A 16,780-nucleotide genomic window follows, 5' to 3' on the forward strand; every position below is an offset into this window, starting at 1 on the left:
GCCCTCAGCGCAGGTCGAGCCGCATCAGGATGCGGGGGTGGCCGGCCAGCACCGAGGTGGTGTCAGCGGCGTGGACGAATCCGGCCCGCTCGAAGTTCTTGCGGAGACCGGCGTACGCCATCGTCAGATCGACCTTGGCGTCGCCGTTGTCGAGGGGGTACGCCTCGACGACCGGTGCGCCCTGGGAGCGGGCGAACTCCACCGCGCCCTCGATGAGGGCGTGCGAGATCCCCTGCTTGCGGTGGCCGGGGCGGACCCGGATGCACCACAGCGACCAGACCGGCAGATCGTCGACGTGCGGGATCTTGCGGTTGCGGGCGAAGGAGGTCTCCGCGCGCGGGGCCACGGCGGCCCAGCCGACCGGTTCGTCGCCGTCGTAGGCGATCACCCCGGGAGGTGGGTCGGCCCGGCACAGCTCGGCGACGTACTCGCCACGGGCCGGGCCGCGCAGCTCGTTGTTGAGCTTGGAAGGGATCCGGTAGCTCAGACACCAGCAGACGTTGGCTCCGGGCGACTTCGGGCCGAGCGCGGCCCTGACGTCCTCGAAGACCGACGCCGGGCGAACCTTGATGGTCATGACTGCACCATAGACGTCATGGAAACCGACCTGCTGTCCTGCCTGGAGACGGACGCCATCGGTGGCACCGACGCGATGAGCGAGGAGATCGCCGCCGCTCAGGAGCGGGTGGGGCGGGACATGGGCTGGTAGGGGCGGTCCGGTGGTTCCGCGATGCCGACGACAAGTCCGCCCAGAGGCCGGACGCGGGCCGTCCACCCCTGTGCGGTGAGGTCGTCGGTGAGGGTCCGGGCGTCGTGGAAGACCTTGACGACGCGGTACCGGCTGCCGTCCGCCAGCCTGCGCAGGACCGTGGGAACAGCCCCCTCCGCGACGCCCTCCTCGCCCGCTGTCGCGCCCGGGCCGTCATCGACGAAGACCGCCCTGCCGCCCGGCGTGAGCATGGCGGCGACGGTGTTCCAGAAGCCGGGCAGCCGTGCCGGTGGGACATGGGAGAGCCAGAAGGCGAAGAACACCGTGTCGTAGCGCCGCGCCGGCCGCCAGTGGAAGACATCGGCCTGGAGGAAGCGGACGTGGGGCAGCGGGGCTCGCGCGCGGGCGATGTCCAGCACCTCGGCGGCCACATCGACAGCCGTCACGGAACGCGCCCGGGTGGCGAGCAAGGGAGTCCACTGGCCCGTTCCGCAGGCCAGCTCCAGCACATCCCCGCCGATCGGGAGCTCGTCGACCAGGGCCGGCAATCGCCGCAGCTCCTCGTGCTCCGCATAGGGCCGGTCGTATTCGGCCGCCCCCGCGCGGTAGTAGGCGATCTGCTCGGCCAGAAGGGCATCGTCGTCATCGCTCATGGCGAGGAGGATCAGGCCTGCCCCTGCGGGAAGGTCAACTGTGGTGAACCGAGGATGTAGAGAGCGGCCGATCGGCTCCGTCCCAGGGGCATACGCGGCCGCCAGGGCCGTACCGAGCCTAGGAGGCCCGGCATGACGCTCCACCGGATGGACAACGTCCTCGTCGTCGTCGACGACCTTGAGGCCGCTATTGCGTTCTTCGTCGAACTCGGCATGGAGCTGGAGGGCAAGGGGCCGCTCGAAGGGCGCTGGGCGGAGCGGGTCATCGGGCTCGACGACGTCCGGCAGGACATCGCGATGCTGCGGATCCCGGACGGCCACGGGCGGGTGGAGCTGGCGAAGTTCCACCGGCCGAGGGCCATCAGGGCCGAGCCGACGGACGCGCCGGCGAACACCCTTGGCATTCGGCGCATCATGTTCGCCGTCGACGACATCGAGGACGTCGTTGCCCGTCTGCGGGCCCACGGCGGTGAGCTCGTCGGCGAGATCGTGCAGTACGAGGACAGCTACCGGCTGTGTTACGTCCGCGGCCCCGAGGGCATCGTCGTCGCACTGGCCGAGCAGCTCGGCTGAGGCCTGCGTGGTGCGCTTGACACGAAAATCGAACATCCATTCTTATGGAATCTCCGGCGGGGCTCTCGGCGGGTGGTTTGCCCTGGTTTTCATGGGGAAGTGCCCGAGTTATCCACAGGCCGGACGGGCGTCGGGGCGCATTGTCAGTGGCAGGCGTTAGCGTCTTTGACGTGAAGCGATCGACTCAAGCAAATCGGGTGGAACCCATGGCAGGTACCGACCGCGAGAAGGCCCTGGACGCCGCGCTCGCACAGATTGAACGGCAGTTCGGCAAGGGCGCGGTGATGCGCCTGGGCGAGCGGCCGAACGAGCCCATCGAGGTCATCCCCACCGGGTCGACCGCGCTCGACGTCGCCCTCGGCGTCGGCGGCCTGCCGCGCGGCCGCGTGGTGGAGGTGTACGGACCGGAGTCCTCCGGTAAGACCACGCTGACCCTGCACGCGGTGGCGAATGCCCAGAAGGCGGGCGGCCAGGTCGCGTTCGTGGACGCGGAGCACGCCCTCGACCCCGAGTACGCGAAGAAGCTCGGCGTCGACATCGACAACCTGATCCTGTCCCAGCCGGACAACGGCGAGCAGGCTCTGGAGATCGTGGACATGCTGGTCCGCTCCGGCGCCCTCGACCTCATCGTCATCGACTCCGTCGCCGCGCTCGTCCCGCGCGCGGAGATCGAGGGCGAGATGGGCGACAGCCACGTCGGTCTGCAGGCCCGTCTGATGAGCCAGGCGCTGCGGAAGATCACCAGCGCGCTCAACCAGTCGAAGACCACGGCGATCTTCATCAACCAGCTCCGCGAGAAGATCGGCGTGATGTTCGGCTCCCCGGAGACCACGACCGGTGGCCGGGCGCTGAAGTTCTACGCCTCGGTGCGGCTCGACATCCGTCGCATCGAGACCCTGAAGGACGGCACCGACGCGGTCGGCAACCGCACTCGCGTCAAGGTCGTCAAGAACAAGGTCGCGCCGCCCTTCAAGCAGGCCGAGTTCGACATCCTCTACGGCCAGGGCATCAGCCGCGAGGGCGGTCTGATCGACATGGGCGTGGAGCACGGCTTCGTCCGCAAGGCCGGCGCCTGGTACACGTACGAGGGCGACCAGCTCGGCCAGGGCAAGGAGAACGCGCGCAACTTCCTGAAGGACAACCCCGACCTGGCCAACGAGATCGAGAAGAAGATCAAGGAGAAGCTGGGCGTCGGCGTGCGTCCGGAGGAGCCGGCCGCCGAGCCGGGTGCGGACGCCGCGGGTGCCGCCGCCGCGGACGACGCCGCCAAGACGGTGCCTGCTCCGGCCGCGGCCAAGGCTGCCAAGACCAAGGCCGCCACCGCCAAGAGCTGACCCGTGACACGACGAACCGACTGGGCCGAGTACGCCGATCCGGAACCGCCGAAGGAGCGGGGCCGGAAGGGCGTCGGAGGTGCGGCAGGGGCAGGCGGCGACGAGCACGGCGATGACGCGTGGGGCGCCGAGGGGGCGTACGGCGACGGCGGCGGCCGGGGGATCGGCAGGCGGCGCGGTGACGATGGGGGCCAGGGCGGCGGATGGCCGTACGCCGATGATGGTGCCCGTGGGGGCGGCGGGTCGTACGGCGGCGGCGATGACCACGACGGCGGTTGGCCGTACGACGAAGACGGTGCCGCTGGCATGGACGGACCGTACGGCGGTGGGCGCCGGGTAAGTGGTGGCCCGGCGTCGGAGGTTGATGAGCTCGCCGGCGGTGCGCGTCGGAGGGCCGGCGGGGCTGGTGGCGCGGGCGGCGCCCGGGGGCGTCGTCGGCGCGGTCGCGAAGAGCCGTCCGGTGAGGACGGAGGCACCTCTGCCTCGTCGAGGGCCGAGAAGGGGGAGCCCCCGGGGGACCCGGTGGAGCGGGCACGGGCGATCTGCCTGCGCCTGCTCACCGGGACTCCGCGCACCCGCAAGCAACTCGCCGACGCCCTGCGCAAGCGGGAGATCCCGGACGAGGCCGCGGAGGAGGTGCTGTCGCGGTTCGAGGAGGTCGGACTGATCAACGACAGTGCGTTCGCGGACGCCTGGGTGGAGTCCCGGCACCACGGGCGGGGGCTGGCCCGGCGGGCGCTCGCCCAGGAGCTGCGGACCAAGGGCGTCGACTCCTCGCTGATCGACGCGGCCGTCGGTCAACTCGACTCCGAGCAGGAGGAGGCGACCGCGCGCGAACTCGTCGACCGCAAGCTCCGGTCCACCCGGGGCCTCGACCGCGACAAGCGGCTGCGCCGTCTCGCCGGGATGCTGGCCCGCAAGGGGTATCCCGAGGGGATGGCGTTGCGGGTGGTCCGGCAGGCGCTGGAGGCGGAGGGGGAGGAGACGGAGTTTCTGGAGGGCGAGGGGTACTGACGCGGGGCAACAGGAGCCTCGTGGAATGCGTGTGACGCAGCCTTACCCTTGCGTTCCCGGGAGGGTTGAGCGGGCTCTCGGTGGCTGTACGTCCTCGGGCCGCGCTTCCGGTCAACGCCGATGTCGTCGCGAACCGGTCCGGCATGTTCGACCCCGGCAAGCCCCGAGAGGTCGCCGACGACATGATCCGGGGCAGTCAGGATCGTCACGGTCAACGGCACGGACGGGGGCCGACCGTGCTCAAGGACGACAGGTTTGCGGCGACCGTCGCCAACTCGGCGGCGGACACCGGCGAACTGGCGGTGACGGACGCCATCGCCCTGCTGCGCGACTCGGACGCGGAGAAGATCGCCCACACCCCGGTCCGCCTGGTGACGAAGAGCAACGCGGACACGGCGCCGCTCTACTGCCCGCCGGGCGTCCTCTGACGCGCGCCCCGCCCGGGACCCGTGACCGGCAACCCCGCCGCCCGCCAGGCCTGGAACCCCCCGGTCAGATCCGTCGCCCGATGCAACCCCAGCCGATGCAGCGACTCGGCGGCCAAGCTGGACGCGTACCCCTCGTTGCAGAACAGCACCACCCGCAGGTCATGACTGCCGGCCTCGGGAACCCGATGGCTGCCCCGCGGATCCAGCCGCCACTCCAGCTCGTTGCGCTCGACCACCAGCGCGCCCGGGATCAGCCCGTCCCGCTCCCGCAGCGCCGCATACCGGATGTCCACCAGCAGCACCTCGCCGGACTGAGCGGCGTCGAAGGCCTCGTGGGGCTCGACGCGCACGTAGGTCGCACGGACCCGCTCCAGCAACTCATCGATCCCGACGGGCCGTTCGCCTCGGCCGCTACCGACGGGCTGCTCGCCCGCGCCGTTGCCGCCCGGCCGCTCAACCGAGCCGCTCCCGACCGCCCGCTCACCCAAGCCGCCGCCCACTACCGCTTCCCCCCGACCGCCGCCGCCCGCCCGCGCACCCAGCCCGCTCACTGCCAATCCTCCGGCCGCTCCACCTGCTCCAGTCGCAGAACCGCCCCGCTCCGGCTGTACCGGCGGATCCGGGGCAGCGGTGGGTAATAGGCGTGGACGGAGATCGCGTGCCGATCGGGGGAGTCGTTCAGGACCTCATGGACGTGATGGTGGCCGAAGGACCGGCCCTTGCCCGCAGGCAACCTGCGTTCTCGGTCCACGTCCTCGCTCAGCTCAAGGGTTTTCCAACCGTCGGTGGGCAGCCGCGCGGCAAGCGAGTTCTCCCGCAGCTCACCCGCCGCCGTCAGGAACGCGCCGACCGAGTCCGCGTGGTCGTGCCAGCCGGTGCCCGAGCCCGGCGGCCAGCCGATCAGCCAGGCCTCGCTTCCGGCGGGCCCTTCCAGACGCACCCAGGTGCGGCCCTCGGGGTCGAGCGGGAGCGAGGCGATCAGCTCGGCGTCGGCGGCGGTGCGCCGTACGAAATCGAGGAGGTCCGCCTGCGTCGGAGCGGTGGCGGTGACAGTGGCAGTGGCAGTGGCAGTGGAAACAGAAGCAGAACCAGCAGGGGAGACAGACACTTCGACCGTCCTGATGAGTGTTCGCGAGGAGCGCGCGAGGGCACAGGGGCCGCGCGCGGAAAGGGGGAGATCTGCGAATTCAGCAGGACCGGGTACACATGCAGCCCGCGTAGCGGACGAGGTCCACATGGACCTTCCGCCACAGGTGCACACAGGTGTCCGTCACGATCCGGAGTACACCATGGAGGTGCGGACCGGTCAACTCACCGTCAGCATGTGGACGGTGGGCCCGCGGAGCCTGACGGCACGAAACCCGCGGACCCGTGGGGGCCGCTCAGCGCGACCCCGCCGTAGCCTCCGCCCCCGACTCCACGGGACCGCCCAGCGTCGCCTCGGCGGCCGCGTAGAGGTCGGCGGGACGCACCCCGCCGAGCGCCGTGACGAGATGGCCGTCGGGCCTGACGAGCAGGACTGTGTGCGCGGCGGCGCCCGGATAGCTCTCGGCGACCAGCAGCTCCGCGGGATGCGGCAGCGCCGTCACGGCCGCCGCGAGCCGGGGCATGATCCCTGCGGTCACCCAGTGCTTGCGGTCCCACACACCCGTGCCCGGCGCGATCAGCAGCACCAGCAGCGCCCCTCGACCGAGCCGCTCCCGCAGCCGTACGAACGAGCCGTCCTCCGCGGTCACCCGTACATCCGCGACCGGCGCGCCCACCGGCGTGTCGACGGTCACCTCGCCCTCCAGATGCCGGGGCGCGAGCGGCGATTCGGCGTACGCCCCCGGCCCGCCCAGCGCCCCGCGCCCCAAGTGGCCCTCCGCGAGCAGCGCGTCATGGCCCCGGGCCGATCCCGGGACGTACGCGCGCAGGCCCCCGCCCCCGCGCAGCAGCGGCAGCGCCTGGTCGGCGGCGCGCAGCCGGGCGGCGACGACCGCCCGCCGCTCCGTCTGGTAGCTGTCGAGCAGCGCCTCGTGCGGCCCGTGATGCCAGGCGAGCGCCAGTTTCCAGGCGAGGTTGTCGGCGTCCCGGAGTCCCTCGTCGAGCCCCTGGGTGCCGAGCGCCCCGAGCAGATGCGCCGCGTCCCCGGCGAGAAACACCCGCCCGGCCCGCCAGCGCCGCGCCAGCCGGTGGTGCACCGTATGGACTCCGGTGTCGAGGAGCTCGTACGGCGGTGTCGAGCCGCCCGTCCAGCCCGCGAGGGTCTCCCGGACGCGGGCCACCAGCAGCTCCGGGGTGACCAGGTCCTTGCCGGGCGGGAGCAGCCAGTCAAGACGCCAGGCGCCGTCCGGCAGCGGGCGTCCGACCACCTCCCCGCCCGAGGGGCCCGACGTCCGCCACGGCGGCATCCGATGGAGCAACGCCTCGTCGGACCACGGAAGTTCCGCGCGCAGCGCGGCGACGGCGTATCGCTCCACCGCCGTACGGCCGGGGAAGCGGATGTCCTGGAGCTTGCGCACGGTGGAGCGCGGGCCGTCGCAGCCGACCAGGTAACTCCCACGCCACCAGGTGCCCTTGGGGCCGCGGGTGTGGGCGGTGACCCCGGAGGACTCCTGCTCGATGCCGTCGAGTCGGCTGTCCACGGCGATCTTCACCAGCCGCTCACCGGCCAGCGCCGCACGCAGGGCGCCGGTCAGGACGTGCTGGGCGATGTGCACGGGAGCGGCGGAGTCGTAGGAGGACCCCTCACGAGCCAAGCCGTAAGCGCCGTAAGAGGTCCCCTCGTGAACCGAGCCGTAAGGGGTCCCCTCGTGGCCCGCGCCGTCGAAGGACCCCTCCCCGGCCGCGTCCTCGAAAGACACCTCCCGCATCACCTGCTTGCGCCGCATCGACCGCCATCCGGCCCAGCGGCAGCCGGCCTCCGCGATCGGAAGTCCGGTCAGCCGCTCCATCAGCGCGGCGGTGTCCTCGCGCAGCACGAGGGTGCGCGCGAGGCGGGGTTCGTCCTTGCCTGGCCCCTCGTCGAGGACGACCGACGGCACCTCCTGACGGGCCAGTGCCAGGGCGAGCGTGAGCCCGACGGGCCCCGCTCCGACGATGATCACCGGGTCCACGGCGTGGCGCCCCCTGCCCGCAGCGGTGCCCCGAGGGACGTGTGTGAACAGGAGGTTGGAGCAGGGTGCACGATCACAGAACGTATGCAACCCATTGCCGGTGCTTGCGTCAAGTGACGGAAGGCAGTGGCGATCATGCCACTGCCTCCGTGTCGTTCACGCCATGCTTCGCGTGTCACTCAGGTCACTTGACCATGATGGGTCGGGTCACTTGACCGTGCGTCAGGTCATTTCTTGGGCGGATATGTGAAGCCACCGAAGCCGCCCGGCCCGCCACCCTCGCCGCCGGTCCCGAAGGAGCCGCCGACCGCCGCCGGGTTGAGCTCCTCCATGTCCTCGGCACCGAGCACCGCGCCGGTGGAGCGCTTGCTGCGCCGCAGCCTGCCCTCCAGCCAGCTGGCGAAGCTGGTCAGGATGAAGTTGACGATGATGTAGATGACCGCCACGACGATGAAGCTCGGGATGACATTGGCGTAGTTGGCCGCGAGCGTGCCGCGCGCGTTCAGCAGCTCGGTGAAGCCGAGCATCACGCCGCCCAGCGCGGTGTCCTTCACGATGACGACCAGCTGGCTGACGATGGCCGGGAGCATCGCCGTGACCGCCTGCGGCAGCAGGACGCTCGTCATCGTCTGGCCCTTGCGCAGACCGATCGCCTTGGCGGCCTCCGTCTGGCCCTTGGGCAGCGCGAGGATGCCGGCCTTGACGATCTCGGCGAGGACCGAGGCGTTGTACAGCACCAGGCCGGTGATGACCGCGTACATGGGCCGCTCGGCGCTGCTGACGTCCGTGGACCGGGCGAAGAACTCGTTCGCGAACAGCATCAGCAGCAGCACCGGGATGGCGCGGAAGAACTCCACCACGGCACCGGCCGGGATCCGCACCCAGCGGTGGTCGGACATCCGGGCGATGCCGAAGACCGCGCCCAGCGGCAGCGCGATGATCATGGCCAGCGCCGCGGCCTTCAGGGTGTCCGCGAGACCGGGCAGCAGATACGTCGTCCAGGCCTCGGACTCGGTGAAGAACGGCTCCCACAGGGCCCACTCCAGCTGGCCCTTGTCGTCCATCACCGTCCAGACCCACCAGCCCAGCAGGGCCAGCAGGACGAAGAAGACGATCGAGAAGATCACATTGCGCCGCTTGGCCTTGGGGCCGGGGGCGTCGTACAGAACCGAGGTCACCGCTTCACCGCCAGTCGCTTGCTCAGCCAGCCGAGGATCAGGCCGGTGGGCAGGGTCAGTACCACGAAACCGAAGGCGAAGATCGCGCCGATGAGCAGCGTCTGAGCCTCGTTCTCGATCATTTCCTTCATCAGGAGGGCCGCTTCCGCCACGCCGATCGTGGCCGCCACCGTGGTGTTCTTGGTGAGCGCGATCAGGACGTTGGCGAGCGGACCGATGACCGAGCGGAACGCCTGCGGCAGGACGATGAGGCTGAGCACCTGTCGGAAGCTCAGTCCGAGCGCGCGGGCCGCCTCGGCCTGGCCGACCGGCACGGTGTTGATGCCGGAGCGCAGCGCCTCGCAGACGAAGGCGGCGGTGTAGCCGACCAGACCGAGGATCGCGAGGCGGAAGCCCTGGGCCTCGAAGTCGTCGGGCGCGCCCATCGTCATCCCGAAGATGTCGGCGAGGCCGAGCGAGGTGAAGACGATGATGACGGTCAGGGGGATGTTCCGGACGATGTTCACGTAGGCGGTGCCGAAGCCGCGCATCAGAGGAACCGGGCTGACCCGCATCGCCGCCAGCAGGGTGCCCCAGACCAGGGAACCGATGGCCGAGAAGAAGGTGAGCTGCAGCGTCACCCAGAAGGCGCCGAGCAGGCTCGGGTCGTCATAGTCAGAAAGAAAGTCGAACACGATCTCCCGCGCTTCCGGGTGTGTGGCGTACGTGGTGTACGGGCGGTTGTGTCAGGCCGCCGCCGTACTGACGTGCCGCGCCGCCGCCGTGAGGTCGGGCCGACGGCGGCGGCGCGTGAGCGGAATCCGCGTTACTGAACGATGTTCCCGATCTTCGGGGCGGGCTCGTTCTTGTAGTCGGCCGGGCCGAAGTTGTCCGTGACGGCCTTCTCCCAGGCGCCGTCGCCGAACATCTTCTCCAGCGCGTCGTTGATCTTGTTCACGGTCTCGGTGTCGCCCTTCTTGACGCCGACGCCGTAGTTCTCGTTGCTCAGCTTCAGGCCGGCGAGCTTGAACTGGCCCTTGTACTGGTCCTGCGCGGCGAAGCCGGCGAGGATCGAGTCGTCGGTGGTCACGGCGTCGACGGCGCCGCTCTGCAGACCGGCGATGCACTCGGAGTACGTGCCGTACTCCTTCAGCTGGGCCTTCGGGGCGATCTCGTCCTTGACGTTCTGCGCCGAGGTCGAGCCGGTGACCGAGCAGAGCTTCTTGCCGTTGAGGTCCGTGGCCTCGGTGATGTCGGAGTCAGCCTTGACCAGCAGGTCCTGGTGGGCCAGCAGGTACGGGCCGGCGAAGTCGACCTTCTCCTTGCGCTCGTCGGTGATCGAGTAGGTGGCGGCGATGAAGTCGACGTCACCACGGGCGAGCGCGTTCTCGCGGTCGGCGCTCTTGGTCTCGATGAACTCGATCTGGTTCGGCTCGTAGCCGAGCTCCCCCGCCACGTACGTGGCGACGTCCACGTCGAAGCCGGAGAAGGAACCGTCGGGCTCCTTCAGGCCCAGACCGGGCTGGTCGTACTTGATGCCGACCTTGATCTTGTCGCCGCCCCCGGAGCCGGTGTCGGCGCTGTCGCTGCCGTTGTCGTCGCCACCACAGGCGGTCGCGGTGAGGGAGAGGACGAACGCAGCGGCCGCCGCGGCGGTGACCTTGCGGAGCTTCATGGTGAACATCCTTTGTCTGGTGAAGAGATGCGAGCCGTCAGTGCGGGTGACGCAGGGGCGTGCGAGGCGTCGGTGCGTCGTCAGTGATGCAGGATCTTGGACAGGAAGTCCTTGGCGCGGTCGCTGCGAGGGTTGCTGAAGAACTGGTCCGGCACAGCCTCTTCGACGATTCGCCCGTCCGCCATGAACACCACTCGATTGGCGGCCGAACGAGCGAAGCCCATCTCATGGGTCACGACGATCATGGTCATGCCGTCCCGGGCGAGCTGCTGCATGACCTCCAGCACCTCATTGATCATTTCCGGGTCGAGGGCCGAGGTCGGCTCGTCGAAGAGCATGACCTTGGGGTCCATCGCCAGGGCGCGTGCGATGGCCACGCGCTGTTGCTGGCCGCCGGAGAGCTGAGCGGGGTACTTGTCCGCCTGGTTGGCCACACCCACCCGGTCGAGCAGTTTGCGGGCCTTCTCCTCGGCCTTCTTCTTGTCGGTCTTGCGGACCTTGATCTGGCCCAGCATGACGTTTTCGAGCACGGTCTTGTGCGCGAAGAGATTGAACGACTGGAAGACCATGCCGACGTCGGCGCGCAGCCGGGCCAGCTCCTTGCCCTCGTCGGGCAGTGGTTTGCCGTCGATGACGATCGTCCCCGAGTCGATCGTCTCCAGGCGGTTGATGGCGCGGCACAGGGTGGACTTCCCGGACCCGGAGGGCCCGATGACCACGACGACCTCGCCGCGCGCGATCGTCAGGTCGATCTCCTGGAGCACGTGCAACGCGCCGAAATGCTTGTTGACACTCTTCAGGACGACCAGGTCGCCGGTCGCGGCCACATCTTCCTTGGCCACCGATACTTCGGTCATCGCTCTCAGGCTCCGTCCTCCTCGGTTTCGGAGGACACTAATAACCGTATCCGACCTGCGTCATTAGTCCTGAGGGGAATTTGAGCATCACGATCCGGTAGCAATCAGACACGTGTCGTAGCACTTGCGAGCTGGGCGCGTACCGGCTGGGTAACGACAAGCCCCGCACAACCGGAACCCACTTGACGGCGTCGGCATCCATCGGCGTGACTTCAGTGCGTGCACGCGCGCGTGCACGCATTGTGTGTACTTGGGTCACCCATACGGCCGATGAACAGGAGGGGGACGGGATGAGACTGCTCCTCGTCGAGGACGACAACCATGTCGCCGCCGCCCTGTCAGCGGTGTTGGCGCGACACGGCTTCGACGTCACGCATGCCCGCAGCGGCGAGGAGGCCCTGCAGGCGCTCGTCCCGGAGGGTCCCGGCTTCGGTGTCGTCCTGCTCGACCTGGGCCTGCCCGACCAGGACGGCTACGAGGTCTGCGGCAAGATCCGCAAGCGCACCAGCACCCCGGTGATCATGGTCACCGCCCGCTCCGACGTACGCTCCCGCATCCACGGGCTCAACCTCGGCGCCGACGACTATGTGGTCAAGCCGTACGACACCGGCGAGCTGCTCGCCCGGATCCATGCCGTCAGCCGGCGCTCTGTCCACGAGGACGACGCCGGGGCCGGCGGCGACACCGTGCTGCGGCTCGGCTCCGTGCACATCGAACTGCCCACCCGGCAGGTCAGCGTGGACGGCTCGGTCGTCCAGCTGACCCGCAAGGAGTTCGATCTGCTGGCCCTGCTCGCCCAGCGGCCCGGCGTGGTCTTCCGCCGGGAGCAGATCATCAGCGAGGTGTGGCGGACCAGCTGGGAGGGGACCGGACGCACCCTGGAGGTCCATGTGGCCTCCCTCAGGGCCAAGCTGCGGATGCCGGCCCTGATCGAGACCGTGCGTGGGGTCGGCTACCGGCTCGTCGCCCCGGCCGCCTAGCGGGTACGGGTGCGCACTCGACTCCTCCCGCTGCTCATCGTCCTGATGGCGGCCGTACTGCTGGCGCTCGGGGTGCCGCTCGCCGTCAGCCTGGCCGCCGCCCAGCAGCAGAAGGTGGTCGTCGACCGGATCGACGACACGGCGTACTTCGCGGCCATGGCCCGGTCCGTCATGGACACCCCCGAGGGACCGCGCGACGAGGGCCGCACCCTGAGCCGGGAGCTGGAGAGCTACTACGGCGTCTACGGCATCCGGGCGGGCGTCTTCCTGCCGGGCGACACGCCGCTGGCCAACGCGCCGCAGACCTGGTTCCTGCCCGAGTCGGGCGAGGTGCGCGACGCCTTCGAGGAGGCCCTGCTCAGCCGGCGCAGCCACGATCCGCAGCAGGTGTGGCCCTGGCAGCGGAACCGTCTCGTCGTCGCCTCACCGGTCGTCCGGGACGGCGATGTCGTCGCGGTCGTCGTCACCGACTCGCCCACCGGGGAGATGCGCTCGCGGATCCTGTACGGCTGGATGGTCATCGCCGCCGGTGAGGTCGCCGCGATGCTGCTCGCCGTCGGCGCCGCGCTGCGGCTCACCGGCTGGGTGCTCCGTCCCGTACGTGTCCTGGACGCCACCACCCACGCCATCGCGAGCGGCGCCCTGAAGTCCCGGGTCGCGGCGGCCGGGGGACCACCGGAACTCAGACGCCTGGCCCGGTCGTTCAACGAGATGGCGGACAACGTGGAGGACGTGCTGGAGCAGCAGCGCGCCTTCGTCGCCGACGCCTCCCACCAGCTGCGCAACCCGCTCTCCGCGTTGCTGCTGCGCATCGAACTGCTCGCCCTCGAACTGCCGGAGGGCAACGAGGAGATCGCCTCGGTCCAGGCCGAGGGCAAGCGTCTGGCCGAGGTCCTGGACGACCTGCTGGACCTGGCGCTCGCCGAGCACACCGCGGCCGATCTGCGGCTCACCGACATCGGGGCGCTGACCGCCGAGCGGGTCGCCGCCTGGTCGCCGACGGCCGAGGCGAAGGGCGTCGAGCTGACCGGGGACTGCCCGGCCACGACCGCGTGGGTCGACCCGGTGGCGCTGTCGTCCGCGCTGGACGCGGTGATCGACAACGCGGTGAAGTTCACCCCGGAGGGCGAGCGGGTCGAGGTGGCGGTCGCGTCCAACGGCGGCACCGCGACCGTCGTGGTCGCCGACCAGGGGCCCGGCCTCACCGACGAGGAACTGGCCCGCGTCGGCGACCGCTTCTGGCGCAGCGGCCGCCATCAGAACGTCAAGGGGTCCGGCCTCGGCCTGTCCATCTCCCGGGCGCTGCTCTCGGCGGGCGGCGGGTCGATCGCGTACGCGCATCAGGAGCCGCACGGTCTGCGGGTGACGGTGCGGGTGCCCAGGAGCGGGCCTACGGCTTGACCGAGCGGTAGTAGCGCCGGGCGCCCTCGTGCAGCGGGAGGGGGTCGGTGTAGATCGCGGTGCGGACGTCGACCAGTTGGGCGGAGTGGACGTGGGCGCCGATGCCGTCACGGCTGTCGAGCACGGTCCGGGTCAGCCACTCGGTGAGCCGGGGGTCGAGGTCCTTGCGGGTCACGAGCAGGTTGGACACGGCCATCGTGGCGACCGTGGAGCCGTTCTGGATGGTCTTGTAGGCCGATTCCGGCATGTTGGTGGCCCGGTAGTAGCGGGTGGCGCCGCCCTGGGCGTGCACCTTGGCGACCAGATCCGTGTTGATCGGCACGAACCGGAAGGTGGAGGTCTCGGCGATCTCCCGCAGCCCGCGCGTGGGCAGTCCGCCCGACCAGAAGAACGCGTCGAGGTCCCGCCCCAGGAGCTTCGGGCCGGTGTCGATGCCGTCCGAGCGGGGCGTGATGTCCTTCTCCGGGTCGATACCGGCCGCCTCCAGGACCCGGTTGGCGATCAGCCGTACACCTGAGTCGGGCAGCCCTATGGCCACCCGCTTGCCCCGCAGATCCGCGACCGACTCGATGTCGGAGTCCGGCGGGACGACGAGCTGCACATAGTCGTCGTACAGCCGCGCGACCCCGCGCAGCCGGTCGGAGCCGGGCCTGCCGGACAGCTCGTACGTCTCCACCGCGTCGGCCGCTGCGATGGTGAAGTCGGCCTGGCCGGTCGCCACCCGCTGGACGTTCTGCTGCGATCCGGCGCTGGTCAGCAGCTCCACGTCGAGATCCGGCATGTCCTTGGCGAGCTCGGCGCGCAGCCGTTCGCCGTACTCGTGGTAGACGCCGGCCCGGGTGCCCGTGCTGAAGGTGATCGTTCCGCTCGGTGGCTCCTCGCCCAGCGGCAGCAGCCACCACAGCAGCAGCCCGAGCGCGACAAAGCCGGCCACCGCCCCCTGGAGGGCACGGCGCCTGTCGACAGGCGGGAAGAGCGTGGGCATGCGGGCGATACTGCCAGGCGCTTCGCCTCCCTGACCAGGGGCGGCGCCTCTCGCCCGCCCCTACAGGTCGGCCACCGGAGCCTCCGCTTCCTCGTACGGCCGGGATTCCTCCCGCTTCTGGGCCGCCGTCCGCCGACCCAGCCACCACATCGCCACCGGCTCCGTGAACCGTGCCGTGAGCGGGCCGACGATGACCAGGATGAGGACGTAGGCCGTGGCCAGGGGGCCCAGGGACGCCGGTTCTATGCCCGCGCTGACCGCGAGGCCCGCGATGACGATCGAGAACTCGCCGCGGGCCACGAGGGCGCCGCCCGCGCGCCAGCGGCCCTTCACGGAGATGCCGGCCCGTCGCGCCGCCCAGTAGCCGGTCGCGATCTTCGTGGCCGCTGTGACGACTGCCAGGGCGAGCGCGGGCAGCAGGACCGGCGGGATGCTCGCCGGGTTGGTGTGCAGTCCGAAGAAGACGAAGAACACCGCGGCGAACAGGTCCCTAAGAGGGCTGAGCAGGGTGTGCGCACCCTCCGCCACCTCCCCGGACAGGGCGATGCCCACCAGGAACGCCCCCACCGCCGCGGACACCTGGAGCTGCTGCGCGACGCCCGCGACCAGGATGGTCAGGCCCAGCACCACCAGCAGCAGCTTCTCCGGGTCGTCGCTGGAGACGAAACGGGAGATGACACGGCCGTAGCGGACCGCGACGAACAGGACGAGGCCCGCAGCGCCCAGCGCGACGGCCAGGGTGACGCTGCCCGCCAGCAGGCCCGCCCCGGCGACCAGCGCGGTGACGATGGGCAGGTACACCGCCATCGCCAGGTCCTCCAGGACCAGGACGCTGAGGATGACCGGGGTCTCGCGGTTGCCCACCCGGCCCAGGTCGCCCAGCACCTTCGCGATGACACCGGAGGACGAGATCCAGGTGACGCCGGCCAGGACGACGGCCGCCACCGGACCCCAGCCGAGCAGCAGCGCCGTCGCCGCGCCCGGGAGGGCGTTGAGCGCGCCGTCGACGAGGCCTGCGGGGTAGTGGGCCTTGAGGTTGGTGACCAGATCGCCGGCCGTGTACTCGAGGCCCAGCATCAGCAGGAGCAGGATGACGCCGATCTCCGCGCCCGCCGCGATGAACTCCTCACTCGCCCCGAGCGGCAGCAGCCCGCCCTCGCCGAAGGCGAGACCGGCGAGCAGATACAGCGGGATCGGGGAGAGCCGGAAGCGGGCGGCGGCCCGGCCGAGCAGACCGAGGCCCAGGATGATCGAACCGAACTCGATCAGCAGGATGCCGGAGTGCACCGGTTCACTCCCGCCCGAGTATCGACGCGGCGGCGTCCACGCCTTCGCGGGTGCCGATGACGATCAGGGTGTCACCGCCCACCAGCCGGAAGTCCGGAGCCGGGGACGGGATGGCCTCGGCCCGGCGCAGCACCGCCACCACGGAGGCACCCGTCTCGGTGCGCATCCGGGTGTCGCCCAGCAGCCGTCCGTTCCAGCGCGAGGTCGCGGCCACCTCGATCCGCTCCGCGACCAGGCCCAGGTCGGTGGTGTAGAGCAGGCTGGCACTGTGATGGGACGGCTTCAGCGCGTCGATCAGCGAGTCCGCCTCCGGTCCTGTCAGCCGCAGGGACTGCAGGCAGGAGTCGGGATCGTCGGCCCGGTACACATTCACCGTGCGGCCCCCGTCGCGGTGTGCCACCACGGACAGATGGCGGTGTTCCCGTGTCACGAGGTCGTACTGGACCCCGATACCGGGCAGCGGCGTCGCCCTCAGACGTGGAGCTGACACGTTTCTTCCCCTCGCTCTTGGTGATCGTTCCAACGGCTCGGTCGGCATGCTGCCAGCCCCCCGTACGGTGGCGATATGGGTGTCAGCACGGATATACGCGATCGGACTCGAACATCGACGCTGGTGACGGCGGTGCCCC

At 70.4% G+C, this 16,780-nt stretch carries 19 protein-coding genes; 6 read left to right on the forward strand and 13 right to left on the reverse strand.

The window, feature by feature from the left end; genetic code table 11:
• Positions 1 to 4: 4 nt before the first annotated feature.
• The gene (locus tag OHT76_RS31295) at positions 5 to 577 is read right to left on the reverse strand and encodes a GNAT family N-acetyltransferase (protein ID WP_328874190.1); all 573 of its coding nucleotides are present in this window, start codon (positions 575 to 577) and stop codon (positions 5 to 7) included.
• Between the two features lie 98 nt (positions 578 to 675).
• Positions 676 to 1,362: a class I SAM-dependent methyltransferase gene (locus OHT76_RS31300; protein ID WP_328874191.1), complete on the reverse strand. Its 687-nt coding sequence runs from the start codon at positions 1,360 to 1,362 to the stop codon at positions 676 to 678.
• Between the two features lie 132 nt (positions 1,363 to 1,494).
• On the opposite strand from OHT76_RS31300, the gene OHT76_RS31305 reads away from it, so the two are divergent.
• The 4 genes from OHT76_RS31305 to OHT76_RS31320 all read left to right on the forward strand — a co-directional run bounded on the left by OHT76_RS31305 (position 1,495) and on the right by OHT76_RS31320 (position 4,711).
• The gene (locus OHT76_RS31305; RefSeq protein ID WP_328874192.1) at positions 1,495 to 1,935 is read left to right on the forward strand and encodes a VOC family protein; all 441 of its coding nucleotides are present in this window, start codon (positions 1,495 to 1,497) and stop codon (positions 1,933 to 1,935) included.
• A 206-nt stretch (positions 1,936 to 2,141) separates the two neighbouring features.
• Positions 2,142 to 3,269 (forward strand): recombinase RecA, encoded by a 1,128-nt coding sequence (gene recA, locus OHT76_RS31310; protein ID WP_328874193.1) that lies wholly within the window; start codon positions 2,142 to 2,144, stop codon positions 3,267 to 3,269.
• A 3-nt stretch (positions 3,270 to 3,272) separates the two neighbouring features.
• The gene (gene recX, locus OHT76_RS31315; protein WP_328874194.1) at positions 3,273 to 4,283 is read left to right on the forward strand and encodes a recombination regulator RecX; all 1,011 of its coding nucleotides are present in this window, start codon (positions 3,273 to 3,275) and stop codon (positions 4,281 to 4,283) included.
• A gap of 80 nt (positions 4,284 to 4,363) precedes the next feature.
• Positions 4,364 to 4,711 (forward strand): hypothetical protein, encoded by a 348-nt coding sequence (locus OHT76_RS31320; RefSeq protein ID WP_328874195.1) that lies wholly within the window; start codon positions 4,364 to 4,366, stop codon positions 4,709 to 4,711.
• Here OHT76_RS31320 and OHT76_RS31325 read toward each other — a convergent pair.
• The 8 genes from OHT76_RS31325 to OHT76_RS31355 form a co-directional block, all read right to left on the reverse strand.
• On the reverse strand, positions 4,687 to 5,097 hold the full coding sequence (locus tag OHT76_RS31325; RefSeq protein WP_328876670.1) for a rhodanese-like domain-containing protein: 411 nt from the start codon (positions 5,095 to 5,097) through the stop codon (positions 4,687 to 4,689). The two genes, OHT76_RS31320 and OHT76_RS31325, sit on opposite strands and share 25 nt — an antisense overlap.
• A gap of 161 nt (positions 5,098 to 5,258) precedes the next feature.
• Positions 5,259 to 5,819 (reverse strand): cysteine dioxygenase, encoded by a 561-nt coding sequence (locus OHT76_RS31330; RefSeq protein WP_328874196.1) that lies wholly within the window; start codon positions 5,817 to 5,819, stop codon positions 5,259 to 5,261.
• A gap of 79 nt (positions 5,820 to 5,898) precedes the next feature.
• A complete protein-coding gene (locus tag OHT76_RS44185; RefSeq protein WP_351985706.1) occupies positions 5,899 to 5,985 on the reverse strand; it encodes a putative leader peptide in 87 nt (28 codons plus the stop codon).
• A gap of 108 nt (positions 5,986 to 6,093) precedes the next feature.
• The gene (locus OHT76_RS31335) at positions 6,094 to 7,809 is read right to left on the reverse strand and encodes an FAD-dependent monooxygenase (RefSeq protein WP_328874197.1); all 1,716 of its coding nucleotides are present in this window, start codon (positions 7,807 to 7,809) and stop codon (positions 6,094 to 6,096) included.
• A gap of 227 nt (positions 7,810 to 8,036) precedes the next feature.
• Positions 8,037 to 8,987: an amino acid ABC transporter permease gene (locus tag OHT76_RS31340; protein ID WP_328874198.1), complete on the reverse strand. Its 951-nt coding sequence runs from the start codon at positions 8,985 to 8,987 to the stop codon at positions 8,037 to 8,039.
• Positions 8,984 to 9,661, reverse strand: a complete 678-nt coding sequence (locus tag OHT76_RS31345; RefSeq protein ID WP_328874199.1) for an amino acid ABC transporter permease — start codon at positions 9,659 to 9,661, stop codon at positions 8,984 to 8,986. The genes OHT76_RS31340 and OHT76_RS31345 overlap by 4 nt, the downstream gene beginning before the upstream one ends.
• Positions 9,662 to 9,792: 131 nt before the next feature.
• The gene (locus tag OHT76_RS31350; protein WP_328874200.1) at positions 9,793 to 10,641 is read right to left on the reverse strand and encodes a glutamate ABC transporter substrate-binding protein; all 849 of its coding nucleotides are present in this window, start codon (positions 10,639 to 10,641) and stop codon (positions 9,793 to 9,795) included.
• An 80-nt stretch (positions 10,642 to 10,721) separates the two neighbouring features.
• A complete protein-coding gene (locus OHT76_RS31355; protein WP_328874201.1) occupies positions 10,722 to 11,498 on the reverse strand; it encodes an amino acid ABC transporter ATP-binding protein in 777 nt (258 codons plus the stop codon).
• A 290-nt stretch (positions 11,499 to 11,788) separates the two neighbouring features.
• Here OHT76_RS31355 and OHT76_RS31360 point away from each other — a divergent pair, with 290 nt between their 5' ends.
• Both OHT76_RS31360 and OHT76_RS31365 read left to right on the forward strand, forming a co-directional pair.
• Positions 11,789 to 12,478 (forward strand): response regulator transcription factor, encoded by a 690-nt coding sequence (locus tag OHT76_RS31360; RefSeq protein WP_328874202.1) that lies wholly within the window; start codon positions 11,789 to 11,791, stop codon positions 12,476 to 12,478.
• A 9-nt stretch (positions 12,479 to 12,487) separates the two neighbouring features.
• Entirely contained in the window at positions 12,488 to 13,879 is a 1,392-nt protein-coding gene (locus OHT76_RS31365; RefSeq protein ID WP_328874203.1) for a sensor histidine kinase, read from the forward strand.
• On the opposite strand, the gene OHT76_RS31370 is transcribed toward OHT76_RS31365, so the two are convergent.
• The 3 genes from OHT76_RS31370 to OHT76_RS31380 are packed head-to-tail and all read right to left on the reverse strand — an operon-like array spanning position 13,869 to position 16,641.
• Positions 13,869 to 14,864 (reverse strand): TAXI family TRAP transporter solute-binding subunit, encoded by a 996-nt coding sequence (locus OHT76_RS31370; protein WP_328874204.1) that lies wholly within the window; start codon positions 14,862 to 14,864, stop codon positions 13,869 to 13,871. The genes OHT76_RS31365 and OHT76_RS31370 overlap by 11 nt on opposite strands.
• 60 nt (positions 14,865 to 14,924) lie before the next feature.
• Positions 14,925 to 16,151 (reverse strand): cation:proton antiporter, encoded by a 1,227-nt coding sequence (locus tag OHT76_RS31375; RefSeq protein WP_328874205.1) that lies wholly within the window; start codon positions 16,149 to 16,151, stop codon positions 14,925 to 14,927.
• Between the two features lie 4 nt (positions 16,152 to 16,155).
• Entirely contained in the window at positions 16,156 to 16,641 is a 486-nt protein-coding gene (locus OHT76_RS31380; protein ID WP_328874206.1) for a TrkA C-terminal domain-containing protein, read from the reverse strand.
• Positions 16,642 to 16,780 lie beyond the last annotated feature (139 nt).

Source organism: Streptomyces sp. NBC_00287 (assembly GCF_036173105.1).
Classification (GTDB): domain Bacteria; phylum Actinomycetota; class Actinomycetes; order Streptomycetales; family Streptomycetaceae; genus Streptomyces.

Coding starts and splice junctions, on each gene's coding strand:
- recA (WP_328874193.1), top strand. CDS start 2,142: ATGGCAGGTACCGACCGCGAGAAGGCCCTGGACGCCGCGCTCGCACAG.
- OHT76_RS31360 (WP_328874202.1), top strand. CDS start 11,789: ATGAGACTGCTCCTCGTCGAGGACGACAACCATGTCGCCGCCGCCCTG.
- OHT76_RS31350 (WP_328874200.1), bottom strand. CDS start 10,641: ATGAAGCTCCGCAAGGTCACCGCCGCGGCGGCCGCTGCGTTCGTCCTC.
- OHT76_RS31300 (WP_328874191.1), bottom strand. CDS start 1,362: ATGAGCGATGACGACGATGCCCTTCTGGCCGAGCAGATCGCCTACTAC.
- OHT76_RS31355 (WP_328874201.1), bottom strand. CDS start 11,498: ATGACCGAAGTATCGGTGGCCAAGGAAGATGTGGCCGCGACCGGCGAC.
- OHT76_RS31295 (WP_328874190.1), bottom strand. CDS start 577: ATGACCATCAAGGTTCGCCCGGCGTCGGTCTTCGAGGACGTCAGGGCC.
- OHT76_RS31370 (WP_328874204.1), bottom strand. CDS start 14,864: ATGCCCACGCTCTTCCCGCCTGTCGACAGGCGCCGTGCCCTCCAGGGG.
- OHT76_RS31305 (WP_328874192.1), top strand. CDS start 1,495: ATGACGCTCCACCGGATGGACAACGTCCTCGTCGTCGTCGACGACCTT.